The sequence below is a fragment of the Mycobacterium sp. genome (assembly GCF_049647605.1).
Lineage (GTDB): Bacteria > Actinomycetota > Actinomycetes > Mycobacteriales > Mycobacteriaceae > Mycobacterium.
Map to the genome: position 1 here is coordinate 1 of NZ_JBARXZ010000221.1, position 13,397 is coordinate 13,397.

The window sequence follows — 13,397 nt, forward strand, 5'->3', positions numbered from 1 at the left end:
GCCCGCAGCTGATCAGCAGGTGACTCTTGCCTGTTCCAGGTGGGCCGATAACGGACAGATTCTGTTGCGCTCGAATCCATTCCAGACTCGACAGGTAGTCGAACGTGGCCTGGGTGATCGACGATCCTGACCTGTTCCCCGAGGCTGTTACCGCGGACGATCACAAGGCGCGCTGGAACACTGACATGGAGATTGAGATCGACGCGGACCAGAGCGAGGAGTCAATCGACTCGATGCCGTCCTGGGCGTCTCTGAACCTTGACCTTTCAGACTCAGATCTTGCGTCGGTGCGCGATCGACTGTCGGCCTAACCCTCGACACTGCTTGAGCACTACGGGCCAGGGTGTCGTGGTGCTTCGAGAAGTCGTCGAAACGCATCTTGGGAAGCATCTCGGCTGGGTGGCCACCGTTGCTGCCATTCGCGGAGAGGTACGTCAGCGTCGGCCTCGAATGCGGCCGCCAACCGTTCGTACTCCTCAGTCCGCCAGTCGTTCAGCCGCGGATTGCCCCGGGCGAACTTCACGAGCTGGTCGGCCTGCTCCTTGCGAACCTCCGGCGACGCTGAACCGCGCACCCCGACTCCGTTCATGATGCTGTGGCGACCTAGCGGAAAGGGACTGTGGCCCAGCTTGTTTCCGAAGTCATCGTTGATGGCGCGACAGTCCGCGCACGCCAGCCAGGACCAACGGGTGATGCCACCGGCCGTAGACCGGAAGCAGACGACGCACAGATCGTACTGCCGCGACACGTCCACTCCTTCCCACTTCACGGGGTGGTCTTCGTCGCGGCACGATTGCCACTTCACAGGCAGATCAGGGCGATGCTGGCTTGGGCGCTGGATGGGGCCGCGCAGTTGGCCGCACGGGATATGCACGGAGAGTTCGTCGATGCGCTCGCGTAAGGCGGCGTCAGCCCGCGTCAATCGATCCTCTGTCATCGCAATTCCACTTCTGGCAACGCCACCGTCGGACGCTCACCACTTGCACGCACGCGTGCCCGCTCTTCCCCTGGGGCACCGTGCGGTGAGGCGCGGTTGCCGTGACGGCGGGCCAGGTACCCGAATGGCCGTCCGCTCGAGAGCTGGTGCCAGCATAGCGACGACCACCGACAGACACCCGGGATTCGGCATCACACGTTCGCGCAGAACGGGTTCGGAACGATCGGAGGAATAGATCGGCCCCGCACGTTGCTTCCTGTATCAACTTCGCGAGATCCCGTCGCCAAGCTCCGACTGGACGGTACGCCAACCCCACGCTCGTGGGTGGCTCGGACGACGAAGCGGTCTACACCGACCGGTGCAGGCAAGAGCGCCTCCGGTGGTTGGGGGCTGGGAAGGGGCGAGAATGTCTGCGGGATTTACGCTGCCGCCTGCACCAGATGTTCCTCGCGGGAGAATTGCCGAAACGCCAAATATGCAACTTCATCGAACCTTCCACAGCTGTGCGTTCTAGATCCCGAGCGAGCTCACAGCCGGTCGGTGAAACCCATGGCGGGCGGCGATCTAGGTATCGCAGTGCTGCAAGTACGCATCGAGAGTTCCACGCACCCGTTCGAGGTCGGACTCGTACTCCCAGTCCTTATCGGCGGTGAAGGCCATGGCCAGCGCGTCGCACACTGTGGCTCCCAGTTCGAGTTCCGGTTTCATGTCGCCTGCGAACTCTGCCAGCCGAGTGTCGTCCAAGCCGTAGTTGAACTTGATATCACCGCGATCGGGTACGTCGTATACCGTTCGCATCCAGCGGGACAACAGGGTCAGCGCCGTCCCGGGCCTTCTCAGTCCCTTACCTGCGGGCGCATGCTCGAGCTCTCGACACACGGCAGCCACCAGCACCAGCCGTTCGGTGTAGTGCTCTCGGACGTTGTACCTCTCGAGCTCGTTGGAATCTGAATGTTCCACCAACCTGGGGACCACTTCTTCTCCTTTCGTCAGACAAAGCTTTCGTCCACAAGGGTCGCCCCGTATTCGGTCACCACGTGCTTCTGACCGGAACCGCCGATCACGCGACTCCAACTGCTGACCTCCAAGTGCTCGTCGCGGAGCTGGATATTGAAGCCGCCGTACATGCCGGGGATCGGGAACCAGAGCTGTCGTCCCGAAACTTCATGAAGAATCTCGACCGGTGGATACCGAAGAATTGAACGCGGATCTTGGCCTCGGTAGAGGTGACTGATCCGATCATCGATCACCCGCGCCAAGTGATCATCGATCGCCCTCTTTTGTTCCAGGGTGAAGGGAGAGCGCGGTGGCCGAAGAATGTTGAGGACTCGGCCAAAGTGCCGTTTATCGGCCAGCCAACGCTCATGCACGATGTCCTGGGGAGTGCGACCTTTCGCATCCCGCAGCGAGCGTAACGCGCCGCGGCGCATCAGCTCCACAACCACCGGCGCCGGCGCGCAGTGCCACGCCGCCTGATGCAACGGCGTGAACCAGGCAGTGCCGCCCGGCCTGCATCCGTTGACGTCGAAATATGGCTCGCCGGTATCGAGCAATGCGAACACAGCTGGCCAGTCGCCGGCTTTGGCGGCATCCGCGAGCCGATGACGCGCGGTGACTACTGCGCCCGCGAGTTGATTCGGATCGAGCACGCCACACCACCGCATCGTCGAATCCACCGCAGCAGACTCACTGACGGATTCTTGCGCAATTGGCCGGCGCGTTCTGGCCTCCTGAAATACTCCGTTGGGAAGTGCATCCGACAACACCCCACGAACATCCCCCAGAGCGGCATCGACACCTACGTCGACAGGATGCGGCACCTGGACCTCGACGTCGCAGCCGCAATAGCGGTAGCCGAGGCGATCCGGCGCACCCCTCTTGGCGATCGCGCCCGCCAACGTCACGACGCCGTGCGCAGTCAGGCCGGGCCAGCCGTGCAACAGCCGTCGCCAGGCCAGTGGCACTGCCGACGCGCCATGGGCCCCGCCCAGCAGCCCGCCGGCAATCGCAGCTACGGTGTCGGTGTCGTTGCCTGCCCGCACTGCGGCGTCCACGGCCAGCCGGAAGTGATCAGCCCGGAACGAATGACGAGCGGGGTCCTCGCGCGGAACCGGAGTGGTTGAGATTGCCGACCAGGCCGCCTGGAACGCCGAAACCACCCAACCGTTCCTCGGAAACGTGGACGGCGCAGCAGCTTCTGCCGCCTCGATGCGAGACCGCCATAGCCCGCGGCGGTCCGGGTCGAGGTGGCGCAGTCCCACGCGGACATCGAGTTCCGCGGTCCTCACCGCGTGCCGGATCGCGCTGCACCACAACACGCAGGCATCGCCGGCATCGGGGTCGGAGTGGGTCAACTCGCTCAACGAGCGGGCCGCGGTCACCAGCGCGTCCTCGTCGTGGAGATAGGCGAGCGCGACCGGCGCGGTCCGCATCAGTGACCCGTTGCCTCCGCTACGGCCGGTGCGCTGGTGGTGGGCTACCGCCGCGGCGCGCGCCGACACTGCGCCGCCGCGGCCTGCCTGGTCGAGCACGGCTCGGGTCTGATTGCCGACGTCCTTGGCTTTCTCGGACCACTCATACCAGCGGGTGACAATTGCATCCTGCGCCGACTCGTCGAGCAGGTCGGCGCCACTGGCGGCGACCTCGGCGATGGCGATGGCCATGGCGGTGTCGTCGGTCCATTCTCCGGGTGCCCACGGTCCACCGCCGGCCATCTCCACAGTCAGATCGGGGCCGCGTGGTGGACCGAATTCGTATGGTGCACCGAGTGCATCACCCGCCGCAGTGCCCAGCAGTACACCTTCGATTCGGTCGTGTTGTGAAGTCATGATCGGTTTCCTCCCTGCCCTTGAATCAATTAGAGCAGATATACTCTAAATGTGGAAGGGTACGCTCCTGGACTGACATGAACGCTCAGTTGCCCCAGGACCGCAGCGGACGATCGCTGACTGACTACCCACGACCATCGGTCGCGGTGGATGCTGCGGTGCTGACTCTGGACTCCGAGCTCGGCTTGGTGGTGCTCCAGGTCCGCCGACCGAACGCGCCGGGGTGGGCCCTGCCGGGGACGTTCCTGCACGAGGGGGAGACCCTTGCGGTCGCGGTCGGTCGCGCGCTGGAGGACAAGGCCAACGTGCGAGGGCTGCAACCACGGCAACTGCACGTGTTCGACGACCCGACCCGAGACGACCGCGGTTGGGTGCTGTCCGTCGCGCACGTCGACGTGGTGCAGCCCGAGCGTCTCCAGACCCGGTTCGCCAACAGGACCCGACTGGTCTCGATCGATTCAGTCGGTCGGCTGCCGTATGACCACCCGGCCATCATCGACTTGGCGGTCGGCTACCTGCGGGGCCGCTATGCCGCGACGCCGGACCCGGACCGGCTTCTCGGCGACGAGTTCACCATCCGGCAACTGCACCTCGCGCACGAAGCGGTCGCCGGCCATCCGCTGCAACGGGATTGGTTCCGCCGAACGATGGAACCGCAATTGACCGCGACGGGCGAGATGTCCACCGGCGGGCGGGGTCGGCCGGCGGAGCTGTTTCGTCGGAGCCCTGAGCTACGCTGACAACAGCTCACGAGCGGACGGCAGTTCGGATACCTGGCCGCCCACAGCCCGTCTCGTCCTGGCCTACCGGTGCACTGGCAGTCCTGCCGCCACGAGGACTGCCGCAGGGCGACCGGCTTCGCACTCGGCCGGCAAAGTCTGATGAACGGCATAGGTGTCCAGGCTGGACTTCCACCCCAGGAGACCGCCGCAGGTATCGCGCGCCTCGTCGAATTCGCACGGGGTGATGATCGACTTCGCACTTGGCGTGAGCAGGAGTACGGACGCCTATCAGCGGCCCTCGAGCCGGATGCGGATGTACCTCTGCGGCAGTGGCGGTGTCAGTGGCCGGCGGGACGGTCAGTGTCGATCGACGCCTTCTCCCGTGCCTTCGGCGTGAACGTGACACAGCTCAGGACCTGAAAGGATCACTGCATGGATGGCTACGACATCATCGGCGACGTCCACGGATGCGCCGACCAGCTCGAAGCGCTGCTGCGCGCCCTCGGCTATCGGGCGGATGCATCGGGCGGCTTTGGGCACCCGTCCCGATCGCTGATCTTTGTCGGCGACCTGGTGGACCGCGGCCCGGGCCAGCTGCGTGTGCTGGAGATGGTCAAGGCGACTGCCGATGCCGGCGCTCAGGTGGTGATGGGCAACCACGAGTTCAACGCCGTCTCCTACGGCACGGAGTGGCCCGTCGGCAGCGGCGACTATCTTCGCCCGCATACAGCCAAGAACGAGCAGCAGCATCGCTCGTTCCTGGATCAGGTGACGGACGGTGTTCGGCGGAGCTACCTCGACTGGTTCCGAACGCTGCCGCTGTGGCTCGATCTTGGCGAGTTGAGGGTGGTGCACGCCTGCTGGCACGACGCCACCATCCGGGCCGTTGAGCGCGATCTGGGCTCGAACCGGTTCAGCACCACCGAGCAATGGGTGAGATCCGCCGATCCTGGCGACCCGCTCTACACCGATGTGGAGCTGTTGTTGAAAGGGCCTGAGCTCAGTCTGGTCGACTACGGGCAACCGGCCTATCGGGACAAAGACAATCACCGCCGAGATCGGGCCCGGATCTGTTGGTGGAGTGCCGGATCCACTCTGCGTGACTTGGCGTTGATCGCAGGCAATTTCACGACAGATGACGGCGAGCCGTACCCGGAGCTTCCGGAGATCGCGGTGTCCGATGAGGCGCAGTCGTACGTGTACGAGGGATCCGTGCCGGTGTTCTTCGGGCACTACTGGCGTAGCGGTGTTCCCGAAGAAGGTACCGACTGGACATCAAAAACCGCTTGTCTGGACTTCAGCGCGGTGAAAGGTGGGGCGATGACCGCTTACCGGTGGTCCGGGGAAAGCGAGATCAAGCCGGAGAACTTCGTTCAGGTCGGTGGCTGATCAGCGCAGTCAGGGCCGACTGTCACTGGCCCGAGCTGACCTGGTTCATCGCCAGCGAGCGGGAAGCCCTTCGACGCAGCCGCTTACACGCTCCTCACCTGTTCATGACCCGCCGCACCTGGGTGAAAATCCGGTCCAACAACTCGTCGTCGTCCATGTCGATCGCGAGCACGATCTGACCCGCGTCGACATCCCCGTCGCTGTAATGCAACCAGCCTGGCACTTTGGCGATCAAAGCGGTGAAGTCGTCGACGAACTTCCGGTACCCCTCCAGCGGAACGCTGGCCAGCCGGGCACAATCGCGCATCAGCGCAGTGTGTTCACTGGGCACCTGCACACCGCGGCAGCGCTCGGCCAGTTCCAGGAACCGGTCGTGGATGTCCATCAGTCGATTCGCGGTGTGTAGGACGTCGCCGGCGTCCGCGTCGTCATCGTCGCCGATGGTGCTCACCAAGTCCCGGAAGGCAGCGCTGAGCATGAACTGCTCGAGCTGGTCGGTCAACGCGGTGAGATCGGACATCCGGTCCATCACAAAGCGCACCACGTCGTTGTCGGTGCGGGCGGACTCACCCGTCGGGATCATGAACTCGAGGCGGTTGTCGCGCAGCCGGTGCTGCAACGCATTCCGGCGCTGCACCAGGACGGAGGCGAACGCCGCCCACGGCCACGCCGGCAGCTTCTCGGCCAGCAGGGCGGTCAACGCATCGGCGCTGTGCACCACCACAGCGGTCGGTGAAAAATCCTCAGCGACCTTCGCTTCGATCTCGTCCCGTATCTTGCGCGGCACACCCGGCACCTCATCGGACAGGTCCGGCGTGCCAGACCTCATGCGCGCAGGCGCTTCCCGACCGGAACGTCGCGCACTGAGCAACAACATCCCGCCGATCACCACGGCGACTGTTCCCACGGTCACCAAGATCTCCATCACCGCGTCCGCCTCCAAGCAAGTGCGAACAAACTCGGACGTCGCCGAGCGTTGCAGTCAGTTCTCATAGTTGAACGTCGACCCCACCCGAGAAGAAGGAGTCGTGCAGCGAGATCGTCTCCGGCACCGTGCCGGGCGGCACATCGAATGACGCCACGGCTGCAATACTGTTGCCGGGATTGATCTCGACACTCGAAGAATCTGTCCACATCGCGACCAAGCTGTCGGCTTCGTACTCGCGTCCCGCGGCCATCAACTTCTGATTGGTCGCGAAGAATGTCTGCGCTTCGTCCCCGATGTTGGTGACTGCCATGCGCACATTGATGAACTCACCTTGCGCTTCCTCCTGCATGAACTGGTTCGACAGGTCGCCGGCGATCTTCGATCGGTCGATCCCGGTGATGACGAAGGCGAACTTGCCGTCGCGCACCTCCTCGCCGACACCCGGAAGCACCACGGGGACTGCGGGTACAGGAGCCGCGGCCGGAACCGTGCTGGCGTCGACACTCGACGATTCAGCAGGTGACAACTCAGCCGACGACGAAACCGCCGGCCTGGTGTCGTCATCACCCAGATTGCCGATGACGATCAACCCGACAAATCCGGCGACGATGCCCGCCGCGATCTTGCCGGACTTCCCCTTCTTCGGCGGCGGGGGAGCGGGCGCGGCCGCCCACGCCTGTCCATCCCAAAAGCGCTGCCCCTTCCCGGTCGGGTCCGGATACCAGCCTGCCGGGGTCGTGGGATAGTTCATTGTTCTCTGCCTTTCGTTGATGCTGAAGTTGGTGAATTGCGCTGGCGCACTGCGCCAGCGCTGACGTTGGAAGTTCCGAGCCGGCCGCTACCACTCGTGGCGGCAGTGCGAGCACACCCACCATGTGTCTGTCACACAACAGCCGCGGTGATCCACCCACGGCGGCTGATCGAACGGCGTGATCGGCATACCGAACGCAATCCGTCTGCTCCGCCGTCGGCCGCACTGCGGGCACTGCGGGTGCAGAAAGTACTTGAAATCAAGGAACGACTCGAAAGCTCCGGCGTGCATGGCATCCCGGCAGGCCGGACACAACGCAGCGGGCCAATCGCTGGGCGATTCCTCGGCAGTCCGCACGGTCACCGACGCCCGCGCGTCCGGACCCTTGAGCGGCAGTGCAGCCCCGCATCCTGTGCAGCTGCCGCCAGACTCCAGCAGCACCCGGGCCGCTGCCAAAGGCGACGTACCAAACCGATCTTCACGCTCAGCTCGGAAACGTTGCGCTCTCACCGCGGCTACCACGTCGGCAGCTGCGGTGCCGTCGATCGTGCCCTGCGGCAACTCGATACCCAGCTGTGTCACCGGTACCGCGTCGGTGAACATCCACTCGCGGCGCAACCGGCCGATCGCCGAGCCGACGTCCAGGTCGCTTCCGATCTTGCCGATCTCTGTCAGCACCAACGCCGGCTCTGTGTCGAAAACGACTACCACGTAGTCGTTCTCACGCACCTCGGCAACGTGCGACCACGGCCGGTACGGCGATCGCGGTTCCAGGTGCCGGATCACCGCCTCCTTCCACGGTGACCCCAGCACAACATGCACCCGTCTGCTCACAATGCCACCCCGGTGTAGCCCTGCCGAAGGGCCCAATCATTGACACCGGCTTTGGCGTCGACGCACAGGTGCCCGACTGCCGACACCAGCACCAGCGACGCTTCTGCGGGCGCGAACCCGACATTGGCCAACCTGGCCAGCACGATCGGCGGTGTGTCACCGCTACGCAGGTCGTGGCAGACCGCCTTGCCGATGTCGATCATGTCGATGATCGACCCGTAACTCACCCCCGAATTGTCCAGAAACGAGATGAACTCGTACTGATCGGCCTGGGCCGGCGCGGCAACCGCCACCGCCGCCACCAACGACGCCGACGCAGCGAATACTGCTGCAAAAACACTACTTCCGTGCATGATTCCCCCCTGGAAACACGATGAAACTGACTGTAGAACACGGCACCGACAGAAATCGGCTACTGCGATTCCCGATAGGCGCTCGAGAACGCTTCGGCCATTCCGGCGGCACGCTGTCGGTAGCCGGCACGGGTGAGTCCGCCGCCGCGGCGGGCATTCCCGGACGCCAACCGCGCGAGTGCGTTGGCGCCTTCGTTGAGCGGATGGCCCTGATGGCCCTTGACCCACTGCACGTCGATTCGGTGCTGGTGCGCGCGGATTCGCCGTTGCGCCTTGACCAGTCCCGCGACGCCGGAGCGCCGCTCGGTGGTGTACCCGGCGGGCAGCACGTCGTCTCCGACGGTCCAGCGTCGCACCATGTCCAGCGCGCCGAGACTGTCCGTCAGGATGGTCAGGTGACGGGACGGCAGCTTACGCACCGCCTCATCGATCGCACGCAACTCGGCGATCAGGGCCACACTGCGGCCCACCTGCGCCCTGGAGTGGCGGAACCTGCGCAGCCCGTAAACACCCGAGCTGGCCAGCCAGCCGAGCCCGGTGACCGTACCGCGCACCGAACCATCGGTGGCCACCACCAGCGGCGTTGGGTCGATGGGCGGCGTGGGCAGCAGGTCGTCTGCCAGCCCGACAGCGGCGGCTCTCATCAACGGGTGATCGGCGTCCGCGGTTGCGTCGATCGATACGCCAGGCACCAGCGCCGCGAGTGTGGCTGTCTCCCTCAGCGTCTCGCAGCTCGGGGGCAGTCGCACCAGAACCCGCGTCCTGGCGCGCTGCGAGTCACCCGGGATGATCCGTGACAAGGCCTCGACGACGGCAGCGTCAGGATTGGGCGTATCAATGGTGCCTGCCCACGACTGGGTGCCGTCCACCGCGTGGAAATGGAACTCACCCTGGGCCCACACCATCGCGAGAGCGACGGTCGCCAACGGCTGCGGACGAGCAGGCTTCACAGCTTTTGCGCGCGGTCGAGCGAACGGTCGGTTTTTCATCTGGAATCCCCCCGGATCAATGACTCCAGCGAACATACGACGGGGGTATGACAGAAATCGGCGGAGCGTTCTCGCGCGGCCGTGCGGGCCGGTAATCGGGCCTGCCGTCTGCATCCAGATCGCCTGCCGAGGCCGCCGCGGCGGGGCTCAGTCGGTCCTCCTGTCGTGTCGGAGTCCGCGCGTACCGTCCGCGCCATGACCAACTCACGTAAGCGCCGCAACACGAGGCGGGCGCAACGCAATACGTCGCGCAGTAATCGGCAGGCGCAGATGCCGCCGGAGGAGACACCGTTCACGGACACGCTGCGGCTGTCCCTTGACCGCGGGCACCCAGGGGACTTCCTCGGACTGGTCAGCGTCGTGGTCCAGACATTGACACCCGATCGCTACGCGTCCTTCCGGCGTGGCCGATCGGAGCCGACGATGAATCTTGCCGTGTTCGTCGACGAGTGCATCTCAATTGAGGCTCCCGAGAGCACGGCACTGTTGACGGTGCTCGCCGCGCTGGTCGACGATCCGTCGATCCAGCAGCGTTGCCATGCGGAACTCGCCCGTCGGCAGGACGCACTTCCGCACTGGATGTCAGATCTGACGTCCGTCGAGGGACTACGAGCGGTGCGGCTGGAGCACGTACTCGGCGACCGCGACCAGGTGATGGTCGGCATGCGGTTGGCCGGCGAGTTCGATCTGACATGCGTGGTGATGTTCGATCATTACCGCTTCGACGACATCGCTGACGCGGCAGTCCTTCCTGTGGCGCTTGACCGGATCCGCCATCGTGATGTCGATGACTTCACCACTCAGGACATGACTTTGGCTGATGCGCGGGCGTGGATTGCGCAGGGTCTGGCCCGCGGCTTCTGGCGTGACGGGCCGGACCCGGCGAGCTGGCCGGGTGCCCGACCGCTTCTGCGTTGGCTCATCCAGTACCTGCCTGACGGCGGCGCGGCGTACGAGAAACCCGACTGGGATCCAGACGATGGCAGCGAGGTGTTCGAGGAGTTCTTCGCGACGCCCGCGGGCCGCGCCTTCGATCGCCGCCACCTCCGAGAGCTGCTGTCTGAAGTCTGCGAGAACACCGGCACCGGGGATCCTCTGCAATGGAGCGCGGGACGAATCGCGCAGCTGGCGTGCGAGTCGTTGAGCCACCGTTACGACGCGTCCGTGGCCTCGATTCTCCGGCTCCCGGATCTGCTTCGGGCGTTTGTGCCGTTCGCTCACGCGCGCAAAGGCATTCGAGATGGGCTGACAAAAGATGCTCTGGCGGCAGTCGATCGACTCAGCAATGCCGCGTGACCGCGCTAGCAGAATGCTAGCGTATAGACAGCACAATGCATACACTCGGCCTATGCGAACCCTGCATTTGCGTAACGTGCCCGACGATGTGATGGACCGCCTCGAGAGGCTGGCCCGTGCTGCCGGCACCTCCGTGACGGCAGCCGCCATCCGGGAGCTCGATGCCTCGACGCGCCGAGTGGACAACGCCGCCTTACTTGCGTCGTTGCCGGACCTCAAGATCCCGGTGGGGGCCATCGTCGAGCAGGTCGATGCCGACCGCCGATGATCGTCCTCGACGCGTCTGCGGCGGTGGCGGCGCTGCTGAACGACGGTGCGGCCCGCAGGACTGTCGCCGGCGAGACCATCAACGCACCACATCTGATCGACGCGGAAGTGGTCAGTGCGTTGCGACGGCAGGTTGCCGCGGGACAGATCGCCGACACTCACGCTCGGCAGGGGCTCGACGTCTGGCGACAGCTGGGACTGCTTCGTTACGACGCAGTGCCGCTGCTCGACCGGGTCTGGGAACTGCGGAATTCGGTCACCGCCTACGACGCCTTCTACGTTGCGTTGGCCGAGAACCTTGACTGTCCACTGATGACCGCCGATGCACGGTTAGCCGGCGCGAACGGGCCCCGGTGCGTGATTTCAGTGGTGCGCGCCTGACCTGACGCAACCATCTGTCAGTATCGCTCAGAACAGCTAACGGGGGAGGTGGCGGCGCGGTGAGCATCACGCCGAACGAGAGTCCACGGCTCAACGCGTCCGAGCGCAGCACCTATCAGGCGCTCATCGACCAACTCGAAGCAGGCGACCTCGTCGTTCCGGGGCAGCGCGTCACCGACCATCTCAAAGACCACGAAGTCGACTTCGTCGTCGGCATCGAAGGCGCCGGCATCGTCTGCCTCGAGGTCAAAGGCGGCGAGGTCTGGCACGACGGCGAAACCTGGCGGCAAATCCGCGGCGGCCGCAAGCATGTGATCCATCCGGTCCGCCAGGCTCGTGAGGCCTGCTACTCGTTGCGTCACTTCGTGGAGAAGGACCCGCGCTGGACGCAGGACCGGTTGCGGTGGGACCACGTGATCGTGCTGCCCAACACCGATGTGCCCGACGACTTCGACCTTCCGGATTGCCCACGCTGGAAGGTGATCGACCGCAACGACTTACCGCATCTCGCCGACCGGCTGCGCGAGATCCTGATCCGTCAGGAACTGGACCGTCCGCTGCTGACCCGCGACGGGATCGACCAGCTGGCAACGGCATTGAGTGGTCGAGGCCTACCGCAACGGGACGTGGTGGCCCGCGCCCTGGCCAACGAGGACGCCGCCGACGCGCTGACCCAACACCAGGCGGTGATCCTGGACGCCATCCGCCTGCTCAACCGGGTCGAGGTCCGTGGCGGCGCCGGCAGCGGCAAGACCTTCCTGGCGGTGGAGCAGGCCCGTCGCCTGGCCGGCCGCGGCCAACGGGTGGCGCTGGTCTGTTACTCACACGGCCTGGCGTCCTACCTCGAACGCATCACCGCGGGCTGGCCGCGTGGGCAGCGACCGGCCTATGTGGGGGAGTTCCACGCCCTCGGCGTGCAGTGGGGTGCGCCGGCCGGACCGGACGAGTCACTGCGCACCGACGAGACCGTCCGGTTCTGGGAGCACGACCTGCCGCTGCAGATGGCGTCGCTGGCCGAGCAACTCGAACCCGGGCAACGGTTCGACGCGGTGGTGGTCGACGAGGCGCAGGACTTCGCCGACGCGTGGTGGGATCCGCTGCTGGCCGCGCTGCGTGACCCGATCGACGGTGGGCTCTACCTCTTCAGCGACGAGGGGCAGCGGGTGTTCAACCGGCATGGCTCGCCGCCGGTGCCCCTGGTGCCGTTGATCCTCGACCACAACCTGCGCAACACCCGGCAGATCGCCAACGCGTTCCAGCCGCTGGTCGACCACCCGATGCGTTTCCTCGGCGGCGACGGGCCGGCCGTCACCTTCATTGCGTGCAGTCGCGATGAAGCGATGGGGGTCGGTGACGACCAAATCGAGCTGCTGATCGAACAGGGCTGGCGGCCCGAGGATCTTGCACTGCTCACCACCGGCAGCCGGCACCCCGAGCAGACCGAACGACAGCGAGACGGCCACGCCGCTTACTGGGATTCTTTCTGGGACACCGATCAGGTGTTCTACGGGCACGTGCTCGGCTTCAAAGGGCTCGAGCGTCGCTGCGTGGTGCTGGTGGTCAACGACTCGAGCAAATTCGAGCGGTCTCGCGAACGGCTGTACGTCGGATTGTCCAGGGCTCGTGACCAACTCGTGGTCTGCGGTGATCCGGAGTTCATCCGTGAGGTGGGTGGCGCGGATCTGGCGAGGCGGCTGCTCGGAAGCTGACGTCGCCCCGAGC

The 13,397-nt window shown here is 65.2% G+C and carries 15 protein-coding genes, 1 pseudogene and 2 riboswitches; of the genes and pseudogenes, 7 read left to right on the forward strand and 9 right to left on the reverse strand.

What is annotated here, in order from left to right; genetic code table 11:
* Positions 1–130 (reverse strand): annotated as a pseudogene (locus WBB07_RS27160) (ATP-binding protein); the annotation flags it as partial.
* Between WBB07_RS27160 and WBB07_RS27165 the strand changes: the two are divergent.
* Entirely contained in the window at positions 105–311 is a 207-nt protein-coding gene (locus tag WBB07_RS27165; RefSeq protein WP_526312444.1) for a hypothetical protein, read from the forward strand. The pseudogene WBB07_RS27160 and the gene WBB07_RS27165 overlap by 26 nt on opposite strands.
* Before the next feature lie 20 nt (positions 312–331).
* On the opposite strand, the gene WBB07_RS27170 is transcribed toward WBB07_RS27165, so the two are convergent.
* From WBB07_RS27170 to WBB07_RS27180, 3 genes are all read right to left on the reverse strand, one after another.
* A complete protein-coding gene (locus WBB07_RS27170; RefSeq protein ID WP_526312446.1) occupies positions 332–748 on the reverse strand; it encodes a hypothetical protein in 417 nt (138 codons plus the stop codon).
* 223 nt (positions 749–971) lie between these two features.
* A riboswitch (SAM riboswitch) is annotated at positions 972–1,081 on the reverse strand.
* Between the two features lie 121 nt (positions 1,082–1,202).
* Positions 1,203–1,314: riboswitch (SAM riboswitch) on the forward strand.
* Positions 1,315–1,501: 187 nt separating this feature from the next.
* Complete coding sequence (locus WBB07_RS27175; RefSeq protein ID WP_526312448.1) at positions 1,502–1,912, reverse strand: hypothetical protein; 411 nt, start codon at positions 1,910–1,912, stop codon at positions 1,502–1,504.
* A 14-nt stretch (positions 1,913–1,926) separates the two neighbouring features.
* Positions 1,927–3,765: an ADP-ribosylglycohydrolase family protein gene (locus WBB07_RS27180; RefSeq protein ID WP_526312450.1), complete on the reverse strand. Its 1,839-nt coding sequence runs from the start codon at positions 3,763–3,765 to the stop codon at positions 1,927–1,929.
* Positions 3,766–3,842: 77 nt separating this feature from the next.
* Here WBB07_RS27180 and WBB07_RS27185 point away from each other — a divergent pair, with 77 nt between their 5' ends.
* Together WBB07_RS27185 and WBB07_RS27190 are read left to right on the forward strand one after the other, a co-directional pair.
* Positions 3,843–4,505, forward strand: a complete 663-nt coding sequence (locus WBB07_RS27185; RefSeq protein ID WP_526312452.1) for an NrtR DNA-binding winged helix domain-containing protein — start codon at positions 3,843–3,845, stop codon at positions 4,503–4,505.
* A 414-nt stretch (positions 4,506–4,919) separates the two neighbouring features.
* Entirely contained in the window at positions 4,920–5,876 is a 957-nt protein-coding gene (locus WBB07_RS27190) for a metallophosphoesterase (protein WP_526312454.1), read from the forward strand.
* A 94-nt stretch (positions 5,877–5,970) separates the two neighbouring features.
* On the opposite strand, the gene WBB07_RS27195 is transcribed toward WBB07_RS27190, so the two are convergent.
* From WBB07_RS27195 to WBB07_RS27215, 5 genes are all read right to left on the reverse strand, one after another.
* Entirely contained in the window at positions 5,971–6,789 is an 819-nt protein-coding gene (locus WBB07_RS27195) for a hypothetical protein (protein WP_526312456.1), read from the reverse strand.
* A 76-nt stretch (positions 6,790–6,865) separates the two neighbouring features.
* The gene (locus tag WBB07_RS27200; RefSeq protein WP_526312458.1) at positions 6,866–7,555 is read right to left on the reverse strand and encodes a DUF4352 domain-containing protein; all 690 of its coding nucleotides are present in this window, start codon (positions 7,553–7,555) and stop codon (positions 6,866–6,868) included.
* Between the two features lie 87 nt (positions 7,556–7,642).
* Positions 7,643–8,389: a hypothetical protein gene (locus WBB07_RS27205; RefSeq protein ID WP_526312460.1), complete on the reverse strand. Its 747-nt coding sequence runs from the start codon at positions 8,387–8,389 to the stop codon at positions 7,643–7,645.
* Complete coding sequence (locus WBB07_RS27210; RefSeq protein ID WP_526312462.1) at positions 8,386–8,742, reverse strand: DUF732 domain-containing protein; 357 nt, start codon at positions 8,740–8,742, stop codon at positions 8,386–8,388. The genes WBB07_RS27205 and WBB07_RS27210 overlap by 4 nt, the downstream gene beginning before the upstream one ends.
* A gap of 59 nt (positions 8,743–8,801) precedes the next feature.
* Positions 8,802–9,692 (reverse strand): RNase H family protein, encoded by an 891-nt coding sequence (locus tag WBB07_RS27215; protein WP_526312464.1) that lies wholly within the window; start codon positions 9,690–9,692, stop codon positions 8,802–8,804.
* A gap of 234 nt (positions 9,693–9,926) precedes the next feature.
* On the opposite strand from WBB07_RS27215, the gene WBB07_RS27220 reads away from it, so the two are divergent.
* Genes WBB07_RS27220 through WBB07_RS27235 form a run of 4 tightly spaced genes read left to right on the forward strand, consistent with a single transcriptional unit; the run spans position 9,927 to position 13,384 of the window.
* Positions 9,927–11,027, forward strand: coding sequence for a hypothetical protein (locus WBB07_RS27220; RefSeq protein ID WP_526312466.1), 1,101 nt, complete (start codon positions 9,927–9,929; stop codon positions 11,025–11,027).
* A 52-nt stretch (positions 11,028–11,079) separates the two neighbouring features.
* Entirely contained in the window at positions 11,080–11,295 is a 216-nt protein-coding gene (locus tag WBB07_RS27225) for an antitoxin (RefSeq protein WP_526312468.1), read from the forward strand.
* A complete protein-coding gene (locus WBB07_RS27230) occupies positions 11,292–11,675 on the forward strand; it encodes a type II toxin-antitoxin system VapC family toxin (protein ID WP_526312470.1) in 384 nt (127 codons plus the stop codon). Before WBB07_RS27225 ends, WBB07_RS27230 begins: the two co-directional genes overlap by 4 nt.
* Before the next feature lie 59 nt (positions 11,676–11,734).
* Entirely contained in the window at positions 11,735–13,384 is a 1,650-nt protein-coding gene (locus tag WBB07_RS27235) for an ATP-binding domain-containing protein (protein ID WP_526312472.1), read from the forward strand.
* Positions 13,385–13,397 lie beyond the last annotated feature (13 nt).